This window comes from Haloferax gibbonsii ATCC 33959 (assembly GCF_000336775.1).
In the GTDB taxonomy this organism is placed as follows: Archaea; Halobacteriota; Halobacteria; order Halobacteriales; family Haloferacaceae; genus Haloferax; species Haloferax gibbonsii.
The window spans coordinates 184,831-205,484 of record NZ_AOLJ01000024.1 but is presented as its reverse complement, the minus strand read 5'-3'; the positions used below and the strand labels follow the sequence as shown (position 1 = coordinate 205,484).

The 20,654-nt window shown below is 64.9% G+C and carries 21 protein-coding genes and 1 pseudogene; 12 read left to right on the top strand and 10 right to left on the bottom strand.

All coding sequences use genetic code 11. From position 1 onward, the window contains the following. Positions 1–3: 3 nt before the first annotated feature. The 3 genes from C454_RS16375 to C454_RS16365 form a co-directional block, all read right to left on the bottom strand. The gene (locus C454_RS16375) at positions 4–1,191 is read right to left on the bottom strand and encodes a chemotaxis protein CheC (RefSeq protein WP_004977366.1); all 1,188 of its coding nucleotides are present in this window, start codon (positions 1,189–1,191) and stop codon (positions 4–6) included. Beyond that, positions 1,188–1,556: a chemotaxis protein CheY gene (gene cheY, locus C454_RS16370; RefSeq protein WP_004043735.1), complete on the bottom strand. Its 369-nt coding sequence runs from the start codon at positions 1,554–1,556 to the stop codon at positions 1,188–1,190. The genes C454_RS16375 and cheY overlap by 4 nt, the downstream gene beginning before the upstream one ends. Before the next feature lie 150 nt (positions 1,557–1,706). After that, a complete protein-coding gene (locus tag C454_RS16365; RefSeq protein ID WP_004977365.1) occupies positions 1,707–2,384 on the bottom strand; it encodes a DUF7500 family protein in 678 nt (225 codons plus the stop codon). 132 nt (positions 2,385–2,516) lie between these two features. Between C454_RS16365 and C454_RS16360 the strand changes: the two genes are divergently transcribed. From C454_RS16360 to flgA2, 3 genes are all read left to right on the top strand, one after another. Further along, positions 2,517–2,855, top strand: coding sequence for an ArsR/SmtB family transcription factor (locus C454_RS16360; protein ID WP_004043733.1), 339 nt, complete (start codon positions 2,517–2,519; stop codon positions 2,853–2,855). Positions 2,856–3,068: 213 nt separating this feature from the next. Then, entirely contained in the window at positions 3,069–3,710 is a 642-nt protein-coding gene (flgA1, locus tag C454_RS16355) for a flagellin A1 (RefSeq protein WP_004977363.1), read from the top strand. A gap of 10 nt (positions 3,711–3,720) precedes the next feature. Continuing rightward, entirely contained in the window at positions 3,721–4,365 is a 645-nt protein-coding gene (gene flgA2, locus C454_RS16350) for a flagellin A2 (protein WP_004977362.1), read from the top strand. A gap of 330 nt (positions 4,366–4,695) precedes the next feature. Here the strand turns inward: flgA2 and C454_RS16345 are convergent, their stop codons facing one another. Next, positions 4,696–5,436, bottom strand: a complete 741-nt coding sequence (locus C454_RS16345; RefSeq protein WP_004977361.1) for an RAD55 family ATPase — start codon at positions 5,434–5,436, stop codon at positions 4,696–4,698. A 294-nt stretch (positions 5,437–5,730) separates the two neighbouring features. Between C454_RS16345 and C454_RS16340 the strand changes: the two genes are divergently transcribed. From C454_RS16340 to C454_RS16305, 8 genes are all read left to right on the top strand, one after another. Beyond that, on the top strand, positions 5,731–7,170 hold the full coding sequence (locus C454_RS16340) for a flagella accessory protein C (protein WP_193363463.1): 1,440 nt from the start codon (positions 5,731–5,733) through the stop codon (positions 7,168–7,170). After that, positions 7,154–7,591 (top strand): fla cluster protein FlaF, encoded by a 438-nt coding sequence (locus C454_RS16335; protein ID WP_004977359.1) that lies wholly within the window; start codon positions 7,154–7,156, stop codon positions 7,589–7,591. Before C454_RS16340 ends, C454_RS16335 begins: the two co-directional genes overlap by 17 nt. Then, positions 7,592–8,041 (top strand): CARDB domain-containing protein, encoded by a 450-nt coding sequence (locus C454_RS16330; protein ID WP_004977358.1) that lies wholly within the window; start codon positions 7,592–7,594, stop codon positions 8,039–8,041. Beyond that, a complete protein-coding gene (locus tag C454_RS16325) occupies positions 8,038–8,787 on the top strand; it encodes an ATPase domain-containing protein (protein ID WP_004970800.1) in 750 nt (249 codons plus the stop codon). Before C454_RS16330 ends, C454_RS16325 begins: the two co-directional genes overlap by 4 nt. After that, the gene (locus tag C454_RS16320; protein ID WP_004977357.1) at positions 8,788–10,452 is read left to right on the top strand and encodes a type II/IV secretion system ATPase subunit; all 1,665 of its coding nucleotides are present in this window, start codon (positions 8,788–8,790) and stop codon (positions 10,450–10,452) included. It abuts the gene before it with no gap. 4 nt (positions 10,453–10,456) lie between these two features. After that, the gene (gene flaJ, locus C454_RS16315) at positions 10,457–12,199 is read left to right on the top strand and encodes an archaellar assembly protein FlaJ (RefSeq protein WP_004977356.1); all 1,743 of its coding nucleotides are present in this window, start codon (positions 10,457–10,459) and stop codon (positions 12,197–12,199) included. A 95-nt stretch (positions 12,200–12,294) separates the two neighbouring features. Then, positions 12,295–13,308, top strand: coding sequence for a CheF family chemotaxis protein (locus C454_RS16310; RefSeq protein WP_193363464.1), 1,014 nt, complete (start codon positions 12,295–12,297; stop codon positions 13,306–13,308). A 73-nt stretch (positions 13,309–13,381) separates the two neighbouring features. Continuing rightward, positions 13,382–13,744 carry a hypothetical protein gene (locus tag C454_RS16305; RefSeq protein WP_004977354.1) on the top strand — a complete coding sequence of 121 codons (363 nt, stop codon included), beginning with the start codon at positions 13,382–13,384 and terminating at the stop codon, positions 13,742–13,744. Positions 13,745–13,801: 57 nt separating this feature from the next. Here C454_RS16305 and C454_RS16300 read toward each other — a convergent pair whose 3' ends face one another. From C454_RS16300 to C454_RS16285, 4 genes are read right to left on the bottom strand one after another with little or no spacing between them, the layout of a single operon-like run. Further along, positions 13,802–14,668: a CheF family chemotaxis protein gene (locus C454_RS16300; RefSeq protein WP_004977353.1), complete on the bottom strand. Its 867-nt coding sequence runs from the start codon at positions 14,666–14,668 to the stop codon at positions 13,802–13,804. 3 nt (positions 14,669–14,671) lie between these two features. Further along, positions 14,672–15,514, bottom strand: a complete 843-nt coding sequence (locus C454_RS16295) for a CheR family methyltransferase (RefSeq protein WP_004977352.1) — start codon at positions 15,512–15,514, stop codon at positions 14,672–14,674. Beyond that, on the bottom strand, positions 15,514–17,745 hold the full coding sequence (locus C454_RS16290) for a chemotaxis protein CheA (protein WP_004977351.1): 2,232 nt from the start codon (positions 17,743–17,745) through the stop codon (positions 15,514–15,516). Before C454_RS16290 ends, C454_RS16295 begins: the two co-directional genes overlap by 1 nt. A 2-nt stretch (positions 17,746–17,747) precedes the next feature. Then, on the bottom strand, positions 17,748–18,848 hold the full coding sequence (locus C454_RS16285) for a protein-glutamate methylesterase/protein-glutamine glutaminase (RefSeq protein WP_049905244.1): 1,101 nt from the start codon (positions 18,846–18,848) through the stop codon (positions 17,748–17,750). A gap of 249 nt (positions 18,849–19,097) precedes the next feature. Here C454_RS16285 and C454_RS16280 point away from each other — a divergent pair, with 249 nt between their 5' ends. Then, positions 19,098–19,571 (top strand): chemotaxis protein CheW, encoded by a 474-nt coding sequence (locus tag C454_RS16280; RefSeq protein WP_042662095.1) that lies wholly within the window; start codon positions 19,098–19,100, stop codon positions 19,569–19,571. 39 nt (positions 19,572–19,610) lie between these two features. Here C454_RS16280 and C454_RS21205 read toward each other — a convergent pair whose 3' ends face one another. Both C454_RS21205 and C454_RS21200 read right to left on the bottom strand, forming a co-directional pair. Then, positions 19,611–20,207 (bottom strand): MFS transporter, encoded by a 597-nt coding sequence (locus tag C454_RS21205; RefSeq protein ID WP_338072492.1) that lies wholly within the window; start codon positions 20,205–20,207, stop codon positions 19,611–19,613. A gap of 97 nt (positions 20,208–20,304) precedes the next feature. Beyond that, a pseudogene (locus tag C454_RS21200) lies at positions 20,305–20,613 on the bottom strand (hypothetical protein); the annotation flags it as partial. Positions 20,614–20,654: the final 41 nt, after the last annotated feature.

The window sequence follows — 20,654 nt, the reverse complement described above, 5'->3', positions numbered from 1 at the left end:
GGTTCACGCGGCGGGAGAGAGCTTCCTGAGCGCCTTGCGCAGCTCCGTCTCGTCGGGGAGCGCGTAGATGTCGCAGGTGAACTCGTCGTCGTCCGTCCGGATGGTCGAATCGATGAGGAACGCGTACTCCTGAGACTGCGCGAGGTCGGTCGCGAGCGGGTCGATGATGGCCGACCCGATGTCGTGGACGTGCTTCGGCGGCGAGATGTCGATGGTCGTCTCGAGCGCGTTGGCCCAGCCGTCGAGGAAGCCGGAGGTGGTGATGTTGCCAATCTCTTGAATCGCGCTCTGGCGCATCGCCTCGTCGCCTTCCATGCCCGGCAGGAGGCTGCTCGCGATGTTCTCTGCCGACGGCTCGTCGAAGAGGATGGCGATGTAACCGCTCGGCGTCCCGCTGAACTCCAACACGACGCCGCGGCGGACCGCGTCGGTCAACGACATGGGGACGCCCTCGATGGGGACGAAGCTCAGCCGGCTCACCTCGACGGTCGTGTCGATGCCCGTCATCGCCGTGATGTCTTCCGAGGCCTGGTTCGCGCCGTCGTTTATCATCTCGGAGAAGGCGGCGAACGACTCGACCGGGAGCGCGCCGTCCTCGCCGCTCGCCTCGACGATGGTCCCGATGGACGAGGCGGTCGGCACCATGTACAGGTCGAACTCGATGGCGTTGTCCGCGGCCTCCAACTGGTTACGGAAGACGAGGACGTGCTCGTCGTCGCCGCCGTTCTCGAACCCCTCGGCGTCGACGTGGTCGAGCGGGCCGTCGTTTTCGTCGTCGACGTAGGTCGGCGTCGTGATGTCGACGGTGGTGTCGAGGTAGTCGGCCCAGCCGTCGATGAAGCCGCCGAGCATGATGTTCGCAACCTCCTTCAGGCTACTCTCGGCGAGTTCACCCTCGGCGTCGGTGGCGTTGATACCCGGCATCAGCGCGTCGACCAGACGCTCTGCGGACTCCGGCGAGAACGCCAACACGGTGTGGCCGTCCAACCCGCCCGAAAAGCCGATGTGGACGCTCACGAGGTCGCGCTCGGCGAACTCGTTTTCGACGTCCGCCTTCGTCCCGAGTTCCACCTTGGTGACGTTGACGTACGTGTCGATGCCGGCGAGCGTGGTCAGCGAACCCGCGGCTTTCTCCGCGCCCGAGTGGGCGAGCCGACTGAACGTGCGAAGCGACCGGACGTCGAGATTCATGCCTCTGCCTGAATCACGTCGGCGATAGCCTGGAGCACGTTCGGCTTCTGGAACGGTTTCGTGATGTAGCCGTCTGCCCCCGCTTCGACCGCTTCGCGCATCTTCTCTTCCTGTCCGACCGACGTGCACATGATGACCGATGCGCCGGCGTCGAGCGACTTGATTTCGGACGTCGCTTCGATGCCGTTTCGAATCGGCATCACGACGTCCATCGTGACGACATCGGGTTCGAGTTCGCGGTAGAGTTCCACCGCTTCGACCCCGTTTTCGGCCTCGCCGACGACTTCGTGTTCACCCTCGAGGAGCTGTTTGAGGAGGTTCCGCATGAACGCAGAATCGTCCACGACCAGTACCTTGCTTGCCATACCTCCAGATTTCCGAAAATCACACCATAAACCCTTCCTCCCCATTATCAAGGATGATACGGCATTGGACGGGCGATTCGCCCGCGTCACATCGTGTCGCCCGGAGATTCGGGAGCTCCGATGCTCGAACCGGAACCTGTCACCGTCGCATCATCGTCGACGCGGCGGGAACGAAGCGCCGGTCTCTTCGACGGCGTCGAGGAGGTCACCGATACTGTCGTCGCGGTCGAGTCCGTTCGCGGTCGCGAGCGCCTCGACGGCCCGACCGGGATAGGTGACCTGGACTTCCGAGGCTAAAAGCAGGATGCCGAGCACCTCGTCGGGCGGCGTATCGGGGCTGCCGACAGCGTCGGCGTACCACGAGAGAAACGAGTTGACGACCTCGGTCACGTCGTCGGAGACGGTCTCGTGGCGGGTTACCTCGCCATCGACGAGGGCAGTGGTGACGAGCGCGTGGTCCGCGTTGACTGCCCCGACGCGCTCTGCGAGCAGCCGGCGGGCGAGCACGGCCCGTTTTTTCGGGTCTTTCGGGAGGACGAGTTCGGGAGCGCCGGTGTTCCGGTCGCTCTCTCCTCGCTCGCCGGTCGGCTCGGAGTCGGATTGGGTCGCTCCGTCCGGACCGGGCGGTCGGCGGTCGTCACCGTCACCGTCACCGTCACTGCCCCCGTCGTCGACCGGCGCGGGCGGCCTGTTTTCTCCCGTCGAGATGACGTACCGGCCCGTGTCGAGCGCCGCGACGTGCTCGTCGCGGCTGATATCCAGTTCGTCCGCCCCGACGACACCCTGTTCCCGCGGGTGATTGGGAGGACGTTCGTCCTCGTCGTCCATCGGCGAATGCTCGGTGCCGTGGCATATAATCCCATCGTCACCGGGCGTGGCAGACTCACTACTATGACTGAGAACGTGGCAGAGAGACAACCAACACATTGACAAGCGGTGCGTTCCGATAAATTTCCATCTATGGAGTCTGACAGGACCCTTTCCGCACTGGGGAACGAATACAACCCTGATATCCTCCGTGCCGCGGACGAACCGCACTCGGCACAGGAGTTCAGCGAGATGCTGGATATCCCCATCGCGACCTGTTATCGCCGAATCGAGGAACTGACGGCGGCGGGCCTCCTCGAACTTCACGACCGGGTTCTCTCCGACGAGCACCGCCGGACGAACGTTTACCGCCGCGAAGTCGACGAAATCGTCGTCCGCTTCGAAGGCGACGACTACACGGTCAGCGTCACCGAGCGCCCGGAGGTGAAGAACAAACTCGACGACGTGTGGCGGAAGATTACGCAGGACTGAACCGCTCCGGCTCCGGACTCTTTTCTTATATTTCCTGAGGTAAGTGTCGACTAGCGTCTCGCGTGAGCGTGCGAAGAAGTTTACTTATCGACGTACCGGCCGTGTGATATCATTCTTGATATTGGGGGCCGTAGCGTTATGTAGCACCTCTCCAAGTTGACGAGTGACGGTTCCCCGCTCCCCGCTGAGTGTGGGACCAAACCCACGAAACCCATGTTCGAAAACATCAAAGAAGACCGGGGTCAGGTCGGTATCGGGACCCTCATCGTCTTCATTGCGATGGTTCTGGTCGCCGCAATCGCGGCGGGCGTCCTCGTGAATACGGCTGGCTTCCTGCAAGCTACCGCCGAGGACGCTGGACAGCAATCTGTGAACAAGGTCACCAACCGCGTCGACGTCGTCAACGCGCACGGGCTGGTCAACCAGTCCGGTGAGGAACGCACGGTCGACCAAGTCTTCCTGACCGTCCGCCTCGCGGCCGGTTCCGGAAGTGTCTCTCTTGAAGACACGACGGTCAAGTACCTGAGTGAGACGACCGCGCGGACGCTCACCTACAACGACACCGTCAACAACGCTGACACCGCAGACCCCGCTAACCTGACGACGGGGAACAACTTCACCGCGGGCGTCCTCGAGGACAGCGACGGTTCGTTCGAGGTCCTCAACGAGCAGTCCGACCGCGCTGAGATCGTCATCAACACCTCGACGGTCGAAGGCTCCTCCGCCAACGGAACGGCGACGGGCCAGACGGTCAAGCTCGACATCACCAGCCGCAACGGTGGCACGACGCAGGTCATCCTGACGATGCCCCAGCAGCTCGCGGGTAAGGACGACAACGACCCGATCGCGCTCTAAGGAGATTCATATGTTTAACAAGATTACTGACGACGACCGCGGTCAGGTCGGTATCGGTACGCTCATCGTCTTCATCGCGATGGTTCTGGTCGCCGCAATCGCGGCGGGCGTCCTCGTGAACACGGCCGGCTTCCTGCAGGCGACTGCCGAAGACGCCGGTGAGCAGTCCGTGAACAAGGTCACCAACCGCGTCGAAGTCCTCAACACGCACGGAACGGTCGGCGGAGAGGCTGACATCGACAACATCACGCTCACCGTTCGTCTGGCGGCCGGCTCGGACGCGGTGGACATGAACGAGACCTCGATTAAGTACCTCAGTGGTGACAGCGTCGAGACTCTGACTAACCAGACGCAGTACGACGGCGACGGGACGGAGCCGAACCCCGACGCCGATGAGTTCGGTCTCACCGAGGTCACCGACGACGACAGTTCGTTCGGTGTCCTCAACAGCATGAACGACCGCTACGAGGTCAAGATCGACACCGCCGCCATCGAGGACAGCAACGGTGACGAGACCGACCTCGTCGGCGGCCTCTCGACGGGCGAGCAGGTCACCCTCGAAATCACTTCCCGCACGGGCGGTACGACGCAGGTCATCCTGACGATGCCCCAGCAGCTCGCGGGCAAGACGCAGGGCGAACCGGTCGAACTGTAACCCGACTTCACGCTTTCCGTTCATTTTATCGACCTCAGCCGCCGAGCGGCGGCGCTGTCGTGCGTCCGTAGACACCGCGCACACAGGAGCGATTGGACTGAGACGGCAACGCTCTCAGACGCCGGCATCGACCTCGCTCGGAGACAACTATCACAGTCGAGTCGAGACGGCCAGAGAGGCGAGGCGAGCCGATACGTCTACAGCGAATGACCCCGGGCGAAGTTGACGAGCGCGGCGCGCGCTCCGCGTCCGGGGACGTCAGAACAGTCGATTCGGCGAAGACAGAAAAGGAACCGTCGGGACCGGGGTCGCTCGCCGCCGAGTCCGCGGTTATTCGGTCTCTTCGCCGAACCACGGCGGCGACTCCCCGACCATGGAGAACCCGGCCGCCTGCTCGTATATCTTGATGCCGCCCTGTGCGATTTCCAGCGGGAACATCGAGTTCTTGATGCTCTGCTTGCGCATCTTCGCCACCCAGACGTAGCGGTTGCTCGTCGCGCCCGCGGGGCTCTGGATGAGGTAGATGTTCCCGTCGGTCAGGAAGTTCTCGAGGCCGATGTCGGTCTCGGGGAAGATGGCCGACTGCTCGGTGGTCAGAAGCGAGGTGAGGCCGCTGTCCTTCAGGATGTCGATGAACTTCAGGAGGTACTGGCGCTGTTCTTTTTCGTCGTCGAAAAACAGCTGGAACATCGTCAGCGAGTCGAGGACGAGTCGGTCGTAGTTGGTGTCCTGGAGGTCGCCGAGGATGCGGTCGAGCGTCGTCGAGAAGTCACCGTCGCGGAGGAGCGTCCGCTTGTCGTAAACCTTGATATCTCCGGACTCGACGTACTCGTGCCAGCGGTCGAAGCCGATGGACTCGGCCGCCTCGCGGATGTCGTCTTCGGTCTCCTCGAAGGTGAGATACAGGCCGCCCTCGTCGAACTGGTCGACGCCGTTGTAGAGGTACTGGAGGCCGAGGATACTCTTTCCCGTCCCCGGGTTTCCGCTGATGAGCACCGCGGCGTTCTTGACGATACCGCCGTTCAGGATGGAATCGAGTCCTTCGACACCGGTCTTGACTAGTTCTGTCATGATTGTGTTGGAACGTGTGTTGGCTGTCGGAAGAACGTCCGTGCCGACGCCGGATAATTCTTCTTACCGCCGCTACGGCGCCGTCTGACTTTTATTACATACTTGACGGGCGAAAATTCCGAACGTCTAAAATATCGCGACTGATAACGGGACGGGAACTTTCTTGTACCGACTTACGTACCTTGCACCAATGTTACCTGCTCCCCCGAGTCCGTCGGACCGCCCCGGCCGGTCCGCCGCTCGGCCGGGTGACAGGCCGTCGCTCGAACGAAGCGCCCCGCGAACGGTACGGAGGTGCTCGCTGCGAGCATGATGGAGTGGCAGAACGACGAAGACACGGCTGACGCCGGGGACGAAACGGAGACGGAAGAACAACACATGTCATCAGACGATGGACTTGGATTCGAGGAGGGGATAGACGACCTCTCCGACGAGTTTGGTGACTTCGGCGACGACCTCGACGACGGATTCGACGATGACGATTTCGGCGGATTCGACGACGACAACAGCGAGGAACTCGCAGAGCTCGAAGATCGCGTCGGCGAACTCGAGAACGAAGTAAGCGCCATCTCGTCGGGGATGAACACCGTCCGCGAAGAGAACAAACAGATCGGTGAGACCGTCGAAGAGCTCGACGACACGATTCGAAAACTGCTCGACATCTACGAGATGGTCACCCGCGGCATCAACCCGTTCGTCGACGACGCCCGCGAGATGGGCGGCCTCGACGGCGGCGGAGCGTTCGGGCTCTTCGAGGCGGAAGCCGAGGACGAAGAGCACCTCGACCCCGAGGTGGCGAACGCCGACGCCGAGTCGTTCTTCGACGACGACTTCGGCGAACTCGACGCCGAGGAGGGCGCGAAGGAAGCGGAACTCGCCGCGGAAGACGAACTCGCGGAAGCGGAGCGCGAGAGCCCCGCGGACGCCCTCGACGACGGCGACGAAGAGGCCGACGAAGCCGACGACTCGGGTGCCGCGGGCGGCGCGAGTTTCGACGACCTCAAAGAGCAGTACGAGGAGGGCGGCGGCTGGGACGAAGAAGACGAAGCGGAGGCGAACGAAGCAGAGGCGGACGAAATGGAGGCGGACGACGCCGAAACGGACCTCGCCGACGCGGCGGTCGACCTCGAAGACGGGTTCGAAGACGAGCCGGTCGGCGGCATCGAAGACGAGTTCGAAGCGGTCGCCGACGAGACCGACGACCCGAGCGACGAACCATCAGAGCCCGAACACGAACCCGAGGTCGAAGACGCCGACGGTGACGTCCGCAAGACGCTCGACGAGCTAGAGGCGGAGTACGCCACGGCGGCGATGGCCAAAGACGAGCTTTCGGACGACGACGAGGACGACGCGGCCGCCGAACCCGAGCCGTCCGCGGCGGTCGAGGAGTCCGACGCCTACCTGGCGGCTCTCCCGTCGAACTACGTCTCCGAGGTACTCGTCCTCGAATGGGTCGAACACCTCGTCGCGGTCGGCGGCGCGCTCGGCGCGTCGCGCGCGCTCCGCCAGTATCGGGAGCAGGACTGGATATCGCGCGCCGTCGAGAGCGAACTGAACGCCCACGTCGGACAGATTGCGCCGTCGGTCGCTGACGCCGACGGGGGCGAACTCCGCATCGACGACCACCAGACGAGCCTCGCGTACGTCTGCCGGCTCGCGGAGGACGTCCCGCGGGGCCAACTGTACGAGGAGTTAGTCGCCTACGGGAGGAGATTCGATGGGATTCGGTGTTAGCGGCTCGACCGCCGTCATCTTCCTCGGCGTCCTCGTCGCCACGGGGACGCTGTACACAGCGACGTCGAACGCGTCGGAGAACGTGCTCGAAGCGCAGGACGCCGACGCGGAGCGGGCCCTCGAACGGACGAACACGGACATCGCCGTCACGAACGCGACCTACGACGCGGGCAACGAGAGCCTCACGGTGAACCTGACGAACGCCGGCTCGGAGACGCTCTCGGTGAGCGAGACCACCCTGCTCGTCGACAACACCTACGTCGACGTGCCGGCGGCCAACGCGACCGTCGACGGCGACGCCGGAACCGACCTCTGGTACGCCGGCGAGAACCTCAGTCTCGTCGTCGACGCCGAGCCCACGCCCGCACGCGTGAAAGTGGTTACCGGAAGCGGCGTCGCCGCCACGGGGGCGGTGAACTAAATGGCAGACATCTCCGTTCCGAGCCTCATCCTGTTCATCGCCAGTATCGTCGTCGCCGCCGGCGTCTCGGGCGTCCTCATCGACACCGTGACCGGCATCAGCAGTTCGCTCGACGAGCGCGGCGGCGACGTGAGCACGGAGATCAGAACCGACATCGAAGTCATAAGCGACCCGCAGGCGGGTGTCTACGACGGTGCGAACGACAACCTCTCGATATACGTCAAGAACACCGGCCTCAGGACGCTCCCAGCGACCAGCGGCGGCTTCGATATCATCGTCGGTGGACAGTATCAGACCAACGTCACGGTGAACGTCGTCGACGGCACCGAGTGGCGGCCGAGCAACGTCATCGAACTCACGGTGACGGACATCGCGTTGAGCTCGGGCGACTACCGGATGACCGTCGTCGTCGACGGTGACGAAGAGGTGTTCGAATTCCGCGTATCATGAGCAGTCAATTCTCTCTCGGGCTATCCGGGCACGACCGTCTCGAAAAGGAACTCGGCGGCGGCATCCCCAAGGGTGCAATCGTCCTCATCGAAGGGGACTACGGCGCCGGAAAAAGCGTGCTGTCGCAGCGATTCAGCTACGGCTTCTGCGACGAGGAAACGGTGGTGACGCTCGTCTCGACCGAGCTGGGCGTCCGCGGCTTCCTCGACCAGATGCACTCGCTTTCGTACGACATCGTCAAGCATCTGCTCGACGAGCGAATCCTGTTCTTACAGGCCGAAATCGACAGCAGCGGCGCGCTCTCCGGCGGCAGCAGCCAGAAGGAGCGCAAGCAGCTCCTCCGCCGGCTGATGGACGCCGAGACGCTCTGGGACGCCGACGTCATCATCATCGACACGTTCGACGCCATCCTGCGCAACGACCCGCAGTTCGAGGCGCTGGTCCGGCAGAACGACGAGCGGCAGGCCGCCCTCGAAATCATCTCGTTTTTCCGCGAGCTGACGACGAAGGGCAAGACCATCATCATCACCGTCGACCCGTCGTCGGTCGACGAGGGCTCTATCGGTCCGTTCCGCTCTATCGCCGACGTCTACTTCGAACTGGAGATGGTGGAGGTCGGAAACGACGTCCGACGGAACATCTTCGTGAAGCGCTTTGCGGGGATGGGCCAGCAGGTCGGCGACCGCGTCGGCTTCTCGGTCCGGTCGGGAATCGGGCTCGTCATCGAATCGAGGAGCGTGGCGTAGATGGCGAGCGAACACGGCTCCGCCAGGCTGTCGGACGACCTCAAGCGCCTCGCGATGCAGTGGCCGCACCTGCGGGACCACCTCAAGCGGTTCCGACAGATCACCGGCGAGTTCCCGATGCTCGTCGACGAGCCGGGCGACTACGAGTCCCGGCGTCCGAACATCATCTACCCGCTGGGCGGCCCCGTGTTCTGCCAGGTGTACGGCAACTTCGGCGAGACGACGAAGTACTACACCATCGAACCCGAGATGGACGACGACGAGCTCGAGGTGTTCGGCCGGGTCAAGGACAAACTGCTCGAACGCAGCGTCTCGAAGCCGGCGCCCGAAGAAAGCGCCGACTACGAAGAGCGAATCGAGGAGTTGCTCTCCGAAATCGTCCACATCGAGGGCGACGACCGCGGGCCGCTCGGCTCGGTTGCCAAGCGGCTCGACGTGGCCGGCATCGAGGTCTCCCAGACGACCTACGACAAGATACAGTACCGACTCGTCCGCGACATCGTCGGTCTCGGGCCGCTCGAACCCATCATGCGCGACCCGGAGAACGAGGACATTCACGTCATCGGCCCCAGCCAGGTCGACGTCGACCACGGGACGTTCGGCCTGCTGGAGACGAGCGTCGAGTTCGACAGCACGGAGCAGTTCGATAACTGGCTCCGCAACATGGGCGAACGCATCGGCGACCCCGTCTCCGACGCCCACCCCATCGTGGACTCCACGCTCCCCGACGGCTCGCGTATCAACATCATCTACTCCGACGACGTGTCGCTGAAGGGGTCGTCGCTCACCATCCGTCAGGGCGACGACGTGCCGCTTTCGGTGTTCCAAATCGCCAAGTGGGGGACGCTCTCGCCCGAACTGGCCGCGTACCTCTGGATCGCGCTGGAGAACGAACGCACTATCTTCGTGGTCGGTGAGACGGCGTCGGGGAAGACGACGACGCTCAACGCCATCCTCTCGTTCATCCCGCAGGACTCGAAGATATACACCGCGGAGGACACCGCCGAGGTGCTCCCGCCGCACGACACGTGGCAGCAACTCCTCACCCGCGAGGGACGCGGCTCCGACTCCGAAGTCGACATGTTCGACCTCGTCGCGGCCGCGCTGCGCTCTCGCCCCGACTACATCATCGTCGGGGAGGTCCGTGGTGAGGAGGGTCGCATGGCGTTCCAGGCGGCCCAGACCGGTCACCCGGTGATGCTCACGTTCCACGCGTCCGACATCGTCTCCATGATTCAGCGCTTCACCGGCGACCCCATCAACGTCCCCGAGACGTTCATGGACAACTGCGACATCGCGCTGTTCCAGAACCGCGTCCGCCGGGGCAACGACATCCTCCGCCGGGTGACGAGCGTGCAGGAAATCGAGGGCTACTCGAAGGAGATGGGCGGCGTCGTCACCCGCGAGGCGTTCTACTGGGACCCCGTCCAAGACGAGATTATCTTCCAGGGGATGAACAACTCCTTCATCATGGAACAGAAGGTCGCGACGCTCCTCGGTTACGACGACACGCGGAAGATATACGACGACATCCAGTTCCGCGCCGAACTCGTCCGCCGGGCGATTCAGGAGAACGTCCTCGGCTACCACGAGGTGAACGAACTCATCGAGGACTACCAGCGCGACGGCGTCGAGGGACTGCCGTTCGACATGGCGAGGGTGTAACGACATGGCAGGGGAACAGAGCGCGTCGATGCAGGCGGTGCAGGTTCGGGACTTCATCAGCGACATCATCGAGTCCTACGAGAAGATGCCGATGGCGCTGCCGCGGTACCTGCTCGCGGTGCTCGGCCCCGCCATCGTGTTCTTCATGCTCTCTCTGGCCGGCGCCATCGCGCTCCCGCTTCCCCTCCTCGTCCGCATTCCCGTGTTCCTCCTCGGGGTGTTGCTGTTGGGCGGGGCCGTCCTCTACCCGCGCCTCCTCGTCGAGCAGACGCGCCGCAGTCTGGAGAACCAACTCCACCTCCTCATCACGCACATGACCGTGCTCTCGACGACGAACATCGACCGCGTCGCCGTGTTTCGAACGCTCGCGCGCGAGGAGGAGTACGGCGAGCTAGCGACCGAGATGAACCGCATCGTCCAGCTCGTCGACGCGTGGAACCAGTCGCTCGACGACGCCTGTCAGCGCCGGGCCCGAGAGGTCCCGTCGAAGCCCCTCGCGGACTTCCTCGACAGGCTCGCGTACTCCATCAACGCCGGCCAGAGCATCGACGACTTCCTCCTCGGCGAGCAGAACGCGATGATTCAGAAGTACATCACCGTCTACGAGAGCGCCCTCGGGAACTTGGAGGTCATGAAGGACCTCTATCTCTCGATGATTCTGTCGATGACCTTCGCCATCATCAACGCCATCGTCCTCCCCATCCTGACCGGGACCGACGCGACGATGACCATCGGCGCGGTCATCGTGCTCTTCGTCTTCGTGCAGTTGGGGTTCTACTTCGTCATCCGGACGATGTCGCCGTACGACCCGCTGTGGTTCCACCAGCGCGAGTACCGGACGAAGGCGGACCGGCAGATAGACATCACCCTGTACGGCGCGGTCGGTCTCTCTATCACGATGGTGCTCGTGCTCGCGTTGGGCACGTTCAACCTGACCGTCGTCGGCGAGACGGTCCGGCCCATCATGATGGAACTCCCGATTCCGCTCCTCATTTCGACGCCGCTGACGCCGCTTGCGGTCCCCGGCATCGTCGCGCGCCGCCACGAGAAACGCATCGGCGAGCGCGACGAGGAGTACCCCGGGTTCATCCGCGCGCTCGGGGCGTCCGAGACGGCGAAACAGAGCACGACCACGGCCGTCCTGAAGACGCTCAAGACGAAGGACTTCGGCGTCCTTTCGCGGGAGATATCGCGGCTGTACACGCGGCTTCGGATGCGGCTCGACCCCGACCGGTCGTGGTTCTTCTTCACCGCGGAGACGAACTCCTACCTCGTCCAGAAGTTCTCCGAGATGTACAACGTCGGCCGGTCGATGGGTGGCAAACCGAAGCTCCTCGGCGAGCTCATCAGCCGTAACATGAACGAGATAATCAAGCTCCGCCGACAGCGAAAGCAGTCGACGGTCACCCTCATCGGCGTCCTCTACGGCATCACGGCCTCCGCGTCGTTCGCGTTCTTCATCGGGCTGGAAGTCGTCGAGATTCTGGCGTCCTTCTCGACGCAGATGAACCTCGACAGCCTCCAGTTCGGGACGCTCATCTACGCCGGCGTCTACGACGTGCCCTTCATCGAGTACATGCTGACGCTCATCATCCTGTTTAACGCCCTCCTGTCGTCGCTCATGATTCGGATGGTCGACGGCGGACACAAGGCGAACGCCTACCTGCACTTCGTGATGCTCGTCTGGGTGGGCTCCCTGATGGCGGTCGCCACCTCGTCGCTCGCAGGAGCGCTGATTAGTATATGACTGAAGACGGACAACAGACCCGAGATTCGATGCCAGACGCGGCAGGCGAACAGACCCCACAGGAGGCCCGTTCCCGCGCGCCCGAGGGGGGCGACGTGGCGAAAAGCGACCTCCTACAGGCGTACCGCCGGAAGAAGTCCGAACCGTCGGACGAACGCGAAGAAAAAGAGCGGGCGCGCTCGAAGAGACAGACGGAAAAACAGACCAGCGACGGCGAGTCCATCGTCGTCGACTTCGTCGCCAACTTCGTCGCCGGCGGCAACGCCTCGTTCGAGCCCGTCAAGGGCCGCGTCCTGATGAGCCAGCGCCGGCTCATCCTCGCCACGTCGAAGGCCAAGACCGTCATCCCCATCACCTCCATCTTCGACATCGCCGTCGGACAGGTCCCCCCGGAGGTCGAGGAGTTCTTCGACTACACGGTGATGGTCGGCTACATCATCGGTCGCCAGCGCCGGACGACCGTCATCGGCGGCGACCGAGATACCATCGAGAAGTTCTCGCTGTTGCTGTTCCGCGCGGCGCTCAACGGCTCGCGCGCGCAGGTCACCCACCCGGCCCGTATCGGCGGGCGCGTCCTCGACACGGAGCGACAACCCTCCGGGCTCCACCTCGACTACGAGGCCGTCACGTTCCCCGACGACGACGGCCCGCTCACGGAGAACGGCGACCCGTTCCACATCGACCTCGCGAGCGTCATCTTCTTCGAGGTGCTCGAACGGACCGTCGACGGCGAAAAGCGGCTGGTGCTTTCGGTCCAGCACGTCAAGCAGGGCCAGACGGTCACCTCCGAGATAACGCTCGACTCGCGTCGGAAGATGAACATCCTCGGGCGCTACCTCCGACTCGTCTACCACTGGATAAAGTCCGGCGTCCGCAACGTCGAGGTCACGGAACAGGGCCTCGAAGTCCTCGTCGGACTGTACTCCGCCGGCGAGATGGCCGCGGAAGTCGACTTCAGCGAACTCCTCGGCGTCGAAGAGGCAGTCCTCGACGCGGAACTGGAGAAGCTCCACGAGGAGGAACTCATCGGCGACGACGAGCTTCCGACCTCGCTGACGCCGCAGGGGCGGTTCGTCGTCAACGAGGAAATCGAAGACGTGAACGTCTGAAGCTGTTTTTTAGCGGAAGCGGTTTCGTCCGATGGTTGCGAAGAATTATCAACTGGACAACTAATTAGCCACCATGCGGACGCGGACTTCGGCGCTCGTCGGACTGGGAATCGGAAGTGCGGTCAGCTACTCCTTCGGCTTCCGACACGGCGACGCGTTGGTCGGCGTCACCCTGCTTCTCACGTACACAATCGCTGGCTTCGGGTTCGTTGCCTTTCCCGCGTACCGCTGGCGGTGGTCCGGGCCGAACGACCACTTCTGGTACACCATAATCGGCGTCCTGAGCGCTCTGTTACCGATTCTTGCGATTCACGGTCTAGGCTTCGAACCCGGCGAGCGCGTGCGGGGCATCGTTCTCTTAGCCGGGGTCTGGTTGGGAGGCGTCTACGCCGGAATCGCGCTCGAACGCGCCTCGCGGCGCGCGAGCGACGACTGACGAGCGCGACGCGTCGCTCTCCGTCCGGCGACTGCGCCGCGAAAAACCGAGTGCTGACTACTGTTCGTTGATGGCGTCGGAGGCGATGCTGCGGCCGCGGGCGTTGAGCTGCACCTCGTGACGCACGCGAATCTCCTCGACGACGTTGTGGTCGATGAGTCGCTGAAAGAGTTCCTCGACTTCGTCCACGTCGAGGCCGAGGAAGCTGGGGATGTCGAACGGGGAGACGCCGGAGTACAGCGCCGTGAGGACCTGTTTGTCCGTCTCGCTCAGCTCGATAGAGGTCTCCGAAAGCTCCTCGCCCTCGCGGAGGAGCGTGTAGAGGAAACTGACGGCGCGGTCGGAGCCGGAGATGTACGTCTGGAGGCTCGTCCCCTCGTCGTCGGAGTGTTCGACCTCGATGACGCTCCGGTGTTCGTCGACGATGGTCCGCTCGCCGGTCTTCACGTCGCCGATGTCGTCGAGGCGGACCTCGACGAACTTGCCGCCGACGGTCGCCATGCTCACGGCCTCCGCTTCGACTTTGAGCCGGGACTTTTCCCACTCGGTGTTCTGGACGACGCCGCCGGCGACTGCGGGATGTCGCGCGAGGAACTGCTCGGTGTTGAGGAGCGCCCCGAAGAAGTCCGTCTCGAACTCGTCGTAGTCGACGGGCGCGAGCAGGACGACGCCCGACGGGATGTGGACGCTGAAGTAGTCGGAGACGGTCGCGATGCGCTGGTTCACGTCGTACCGGCCGCCGAACTCCTGTATCTTCGAGAGCTGAATCGTCCGCTTGCCGCCCGTACCCGCGAGGATGAGTCGCCTGTTCGAAAGCAGGATTCGGCCGCTCGTCCAGTCGACGTCGTGTATCTCCCGGCCGTTCTTGATGACTTGAAGGAACCGCCCGCGGGTGTCTCCGAGTTTTTGCTCACCGGGTTTCATCGCTCACCTCCCGACCGCGGCGTCGCTCGCGCGGTAGATGCGGAGTCGTTTCTCGACGGGGTCGAACTGCTGTCTACACGTCGGCGGGATGGTCTCTGTCATACCGATGGTGAGGTACCCGTCCGGCTTCAGCGCGGAGCCGAGCGTCTCGAAGACCGCCCGTTTCGACTCGGCGTTGATGTAGATGAACAGGTTCCGGCAGACGACGAGGTCGAACGTCCCCGGCGGCTCCTCGCGGATGAGGTCGCGTCGCTCGAAGCGGACCATGTCGGTGACGGCGTCTTTCACCCGGAAGGTATCGTCGTCGCGGTCGACGAAGCGCTGCCAGCGACCGATGGGGTCGAGCTGTTCGGCCACGTCGTTGGTCTCGGAGGCGCGGTACTCGCCCGCCCTGGCGGCGCGGAGAATCTCGCGTTTGATGTCCGTGCCGACGATTTCGATGCGGCGCTCGTCGACGCGGTCGTCGTCGTGGGCGAGCATCGCCAGCGAGTAGGCCTCGCGGCCGTCCGAGCAGGCCGCGCTCCATATCTTGATGGGGTCGTGGCGGCTCCCCCGCGAACTCAGGTCGCGGAGCACCCCGCGGAGCGCCTCCCACACCTCTGGATTGCGGAAGAAGCTCGTGACGTTGACTGATAGCGCGTCGAGGAGCGCCTGCTGTTCTTCCTCGTCGTCGGTGAGGAGGTCGTGGTACGACCCGTAGTCGTCGACGCGTCGCCGCCGCATCCGCGCGGAGATTCGGCGGTCGAGGTAGGCGTCGTTGTACGAACTCGTCTGGAACTGCAGGGAGTCTTCGATGTAGTCCAAGAGCCGGCCGAACGCCGGGTCGTCGGTCGCCGACGAGGGCATCAGTCGGCCGCCTCCTCGGCGGTGTCGGGGAGCTGGCTCGGGTCGAACTCGCGCATCGCCTGCTGGCCGTCTGCGGGGAGTTCGAGCGTCGAGACGTCCAGAATCGGGATGACGTTGCCGTCGCCGATGACGGCCGTTCCCGACAGCCCGCCGACGCCCGACAGCGGTCCTTGCAGGGGTGTCACGACGACTTCCTCCTGTTTCGTCACGCCGTCGCAGTGGAGCGCGACCTGCCTGTCGTCGGGACGGATGCGAACCACCATGCCGTCGTCGGGTTCGGGCGAGTCGATTTCGAGCGCCTCGCGGAGTCGAATCAGCGGGAAGATGGTCTCCTCGTGGACGATGACCTCCGCGCCGCTGACCGTCTGGACGCGGTCGCGCCGGCTTATCTCGTCGATGTACTTGATGGGGACGCCGAACTCGCGGTCTTCGACCTGCACGAAAAGCACCTTGATGATGGCGACCGACACCGGCAGCCGGATGTTGAACGTGCTTCCCTCGCCGGGTTCGCTCTCGACGGACACCGAGCCGTCGAGCGATTCGACGGTCGTCTTCACCACGTCCATGCCGACGCCGCGGCCGGACACGTCCGTGATTTCGTCGTTGGTCGAAAAGCCGGGGTGGAATATGTAGTCGTACACCTCGCTGTCGGGCATCTGGTTCACCTCCTCGCGGGTCGCAACGCCCTTGTCGACGGCCTTCTCGCGGACGGCGTCGGCGTTGATGCCGCCGCCGTCGTCCTCGACGGTCACGATGACGGTGTCGTGTTGGCGGCGCGCGGAGAGCCTGATGGTCCCCGTGCGGGACTTGCCGTTTTCCTCGCGCACGTCGGGGTCTTCGATGCCGTGGTCGACGGCGTTCCGGAGGACGTGCATCAGCGGGTCGGAAATCTCGTCGAGGATGGTGCGGTCGAGTTCGATGTCCGCGCCCTCGACCTTGAACGAGACGCGTTTGTCCTGCTCGCGGGCGAGGTCGCGCACGAGCCGGGGGAACTTGTCGAACACCTTCTTCAGCGGGATGAGCCGCATGTCCATCACGGTGTTCTGGAGGTTCGACGAAATCTTGTCCAGTTCGTCGAGCGTGTCGAGGGCGGTCGTCTGCCCCACGTCGATGGCGTTTCTGAGCTTGATGCGGCTCGTGACCAACTGCTCGACGAGTTCGTGGAGTTCGTCGAGTTGGTCCACGTCCACGCGGACGGACTTGACCGCGGAGATGGAGCGCGCCTCCTTTTTCTTCTCTTTGCCGGACTCCGGTTCGTCGTCGCTCTCGTCCGACTCGGCCTCGTCGGCGTCTCCTTCGCTCCCGTCGTCGACGCTGGGTGCGTCGTCGGTCGTCGCGTCGCTATCACTGCCACCGTCACTGTCGACAGCGCCGTCGGCGTCAGTAGACCGGTCGGAGTCGTCCGATGCCGAGGCGTCAACGTCGGCGTCAACCTCCGACTCGGCCGCCGGAGCGTCGCCGGCGTCCGCGGCCTCGTCCCCGGCCGCGAGCGCGTCGGACACGTCAGTCGTCTCGACCGTCGAGACCTTCCAGAGCCCGCCGAGTTCGCTTTCGACGACGGCGGCGTCGCGCTCGGCCACGAACAGGTCGAAGCCGTCGCCGAACTCGCCGTCTTCGATGGCGTCGCGGTTCGGGTTCGCCCCGACCACGTCGAGTTCTTCCGGGATGCTACTGAGGAAGATGCCGGCGTCGACGCCCTTCATCTGGCCCGCGTCGAGTTCGACGTGGGCGTGGGTGAGCGTGGTCGCGTCGAGCGCATCGGTGTCGACGCAGTCGGCGGCGAGAGAGTCGAGGTCGACCGACTCGCGGTCGGCCTCGTCAGACGCCGCCGGGTTCGAGTTTCCCGCGTCACCTCCGTCTTCGACGGCGGCGCGAACCTCCTCGACCGTGTCGGTCGGGTCGATGGTGGACTCGCCGTTCTCCTCGATGTCGTGGAGAATCTCCACGATGAGGTCCATCCCGTCGAAGACGAGGTCCATCCGCTCGGCCGTCACGTCGAGTCGCTCGTGGCGAATCTCGTCGAGGAGGTCCTCGACGGCGTGGGCGACCGTCGCGGCGTTGTCGAATCCCATCGCCCCGAAGTTCCCCTTCAGCGTGTGGGCCTGCCGGAAGATGTCGTCGATGGCCTCGGTGTCGTCCGGGTTCGACTCCAGCGACAGCAGGGAGTTGTTCAACTGCGTGATGCTCTCTTCGCTCTCGGTGATGAATGCTTGGTAGAGTTCTTCGTCCATGGTCAGGTAGTGAGCCCGCGGAGTGCTTCGTCTGCGATTCGCCCGTCGGCCGAGACGGTGTCGACACAGCCGGCCTCGATGGCCCGCTTCGGCATTCCGAAGATCGCGGAGGTCGATTCGTCTTGTGCGACCGTGTGGCCGCCCGCCCGCTTGATTCGGGTCATCCCCTCGACGCCGTCGCGGCCCATGCCGGTGAGGAGCACGCCGGCCAGCGGCGTGTCCACCGCCTCCGCGGCCGACGCCATCGTGAGGTCGATAGCCGGTTTGACGCCGTGAAGCGGCTCGTCGTCGGAGAGTTCGAGCCGGAGACGTCCGGCCCGGTCGCCGGTCACGAGGAGGTGGGAACCGCCGGGCGCGATGCGAATCTGCCCGGGGCCGATTCGCTCGCCGTCGCTCGCCTCTTGGACCTCGTAGTCACAGCGGCCGTCGAGCCGCGCCGCAAAGCGCTTCGTGAAGCCGGCCGGCATGTGCTGGACGACCAGCACGCGGAGGCCGGCCTCCTCGGGGAGCGCCGCGAGCAACCGCTCGACGACGTTCGGCCCGCCCGTGGACGCGCCGATAATCAGCGTCGAGCCCTCGGTCGGCAGCGACCCGCTCGTCCCCGAAGACGCCGGTTTCGACCCCGCGGTCGCCGCCGGCTTCGGCTCCGTCTTCGGCGGCCGGGAGCCCCGGCGCGTCGCCGAGAGGTCGACCGCCGCGGCGGACTGAATCTTCTCGACCAGTTCCCGCTTGACGCGGGGCATCTCGGAGGTGACCTCGCCGCCCGGTTTCGTCACGAAGTCGACCGCCCCTCGGTCGAGCGCCTCGAACGTCACGTCGGCGTCCTCCTCGGCGTGCGCCGAGAGCATGAGGACGGGCGTCGGACACTCCTCCATGATGGCCTCGACCGCGTCGAGCCCGTTCATCTCGGGCATCTCGATGTCCATCGTCACGACGTCCGGTCGGTTCGCCTCGACCACCGAAATCGCCTCGCGGCCGTCGGCCGCCTCGGCGACGACCTCGACGTCGGCGTCCTCGAGGAGCGTGCGAATCAGCGTCCGCATGAACCGCGAGTCGTCGACGACGACCGCGCGAGTCGGGTCCGCGCCGGCGGACGCGCTCATCGTCCCCACCCGGCGGTTCCGGGTCGGCGGGAACTCGACGACGCCGAGTGGCCCCCCCGCCGAGGGCTCGGTGGATTCGTTAGTGTGCCGTTTCGTTGACCGCTCATCTACCTCCGAGGTTCGGAAATCGGGTATATAAACACTCGGCGAGGATAATCACGGCTGATAATCGGGGACGTATCTTTATACGCTGAATCTCACCACTCTGAAGCAGACAGGTGGCGGCGGATGTCGCCGCCGGGGATGACCATGCGACAAGATGCAATCACGACCGAGATGAGCGCGGACGAGACCGACGCGGAGGACTCCGCCGAAGAAGTACAGGTGCTGGAATTCCAACTCGGCCCGGAGACGTACTGCGTCGATATCGAGTACGTGAGCGAAATCGTCGACAAGGGCCAGCTCACGGCGGTTCCGAACGCGCCGGACTACGTCGAGGGCGTGATGGACCTCCGCGGGCGGACCACGTCCATCATCAACCCGAAGTCGCTTCTCAGCATCGACGACGAGGGCGAGTCGAAGCGCATCGTCATCTTCGACCCCAACAAGTTCGAAGACGAGGCCGCGACCGGCTGGCTCGTCGACGAGGTGTACCAGGTCGTGCGCGTCTCGATGGACGACGTGGAGGACCCGCCACTCGAAAAAGACGACTCCATCGAGGGCGTCATCAAGCGCGACGGCGACCTCGTCGTCTGGATTTCGCCGGTGCACGCCATCGAGTAGGGACGTCCCGCGACCGGCCCCGCTTTCGTTTTCGAGAACCTAATCGGCGAGCGACTGCTCTCCCGCCGCGACGCCCCGCCCGCCGGTGAGTAACACCACGACGAGCGCACAGCCCACGACGACGCCCGCGAGGCCGAACGCGGCGACGTAGCCGGCGGCGTCGGCGACGAACCCGCCGAGCGCCGAGCCGACTCCGCCGCCGAGGCTCGAAAGCGCCGTGTACGCGCCGAGGGCCTCCCCGCGAATCCGGTCGGGCGCGAGTCGCGTCACCATCCCCGTCGCCGTCACCGCGATGACCGCCCACGTGACGCCGATGACGAGGAACGTCGCGCCGAGGGTGACGAGCGCGGCGAGCGCCGCGAACTGCGTGCCGACGACCGCCACCGCCGGGAAGGCGAGTCCGCGGGTCGCCAGCGCGCCGGCCTGGAGGCGACGGGGGTCGTGTCGCGCCGCGAACGCGCCGACCTTCGCGTAGCTCACCGCCGACCCGAGACTCGACAGGACGAACAGGGCGAACACCTCGTCGGCGGACCGGCCGGAGCCGACGAGGTACGCGGGCAGCGGCCCGAAGAAGACCGAGAAGCCGACGAAAAACAGCGTCGCGGCCGCGAGGTACCGGAGGAGTTCGGGGCTCATCCGCGCCCGGAGGTCGTCGAGGTCGAGGCTCTGGAGCGCCCAGTAGAGCCGCGAGGGACCGTACGGGACCGCGCGGACCGAACGCCCGACGAGGCCGCTCTGCCGGCGGATACTGGCCGACACGCGGGCGAACCGCCGCGGCGACGACGAACCACAACAGGGCGTTGGCGACGAGGACCGCGGCCGGCGACGACACGGTGGCCGTGAGAGAGAGCGCGCCGGCGGTCGCCACGAGCGCGACGAGGATGAACGGTCGCCTGCGCTTCGCGCGGGCGGCCAGCCGGCCCCAGAGCACCGCGCCCGGCGCGCCGGCGAAGGCGGCGGTCGCGGCGATGAGGCCGACGAACAGCGCGTTCGCACCCAGTTCGATGGCGTACAGCGGGACGACGAGCGACGACGCGCCCACCGCGGCGTAGCCCAGCGCCCACCCGAACAGCCACCGGTCGC